Source organism: Oleiphilus sp. HI0132, assembly GCF_001635845.1.
Map to the genome: position 1 here is coordinate 1 of NZ_LWGJ01001783.1, position 890 is coordinate 890.

2 protein-coding genes are annotated in these 890 nt (G+C 45.6%); both read right to left on the reverse strand.

What is annotated here, in order from left to right:
• A partial coding sequence (locus tag A3766_RS27080) for a hypothetical protein (RefSeq protein ID WP_197479785.1) occupies positions 1–242 on the reverse strand: 242 nt, incomplete at its 3' end.
• 102 nt (positions 243–344) lie between these two features.
• The coding region (locus tag A3766_RS27085) for a 3'-5' exonuclease (protein WP_197479786.1) at positions 345–890 on the reverse strand (546 nt) is incomplete at its 5' end.

An 890-nucleotide genomic window follows, 5' to 3' on the forward strand; every position in this document is an offset into this window, starting at 1 on the left:
GTGTTAAATGCTTCTCTCTCATGTTGGAGAAGTGTATTGTCTTCTTTAAGTTTACGTTCGCGTTTTATTAGGTCTTGAGTTTTTAACTGGTTAGCGCGCTCTTTTTTGGCAACGCTATCTTGGTGCGCTTTAATGCGTTCTTCAGTTTTCTGCTGCTGGGTCGCTTGACGGTTTAGTGCATCTTCTTTTAGTTGAAGTGCACGAGATTTTTGTTCTAGTTGTAACTCTTCTGGCGACGCCATGTGATCAAAGGTCCTATTAAATAATACTGGAAACCTTTTAATAGTAGCTGATAAATAGCGTTTTGCTTACTATGCACAAGTTCCAGTCACCACCTAAAAAGGCTAGACGGCTTCAAGCTTTGCATAAGATAGAACTAGCCACTTACTGCCAGCTTCTGGGAAGTTAACTTGAATACGTGCATGGGCACCTTGGCCTTCATAATTGAGTACAGTGCCTTCACCAAACTTGCCATGCCGAACAACTTGACCTAGTTGGAATTGCGAATCGCCAACTTGCATATCGCTGCTTGAAGATTGGCTGAAGGAGACCGGTGTAGAAACGCTATTCTTTATGCGAACTTCTTGTATTAGCCCTGGTGGTATCTCTCGTACAAAACGAGACATGGGGTTGAACTTCTCTTGGCCATACAGGCGTCGTGACTCGGCATAGGTGAGCACTAACTTCTCCATTGCGCGAGTGACTCCGACATAACAGAGTCGGCGTTCTTCTTCTAGCCTTCCAGGCTCTTCCATCGACATCTGGTGCGGGAATAGACCTTCTTCCATACCTGCCAGAATCACGAAAGGGAACTCCAGGCCTTTTGCAGAGTGAAGCGTCATTAGTTGCACGCAGTCCTGATGTTCTTCGGCTTGTTGCTCGCCTGCATC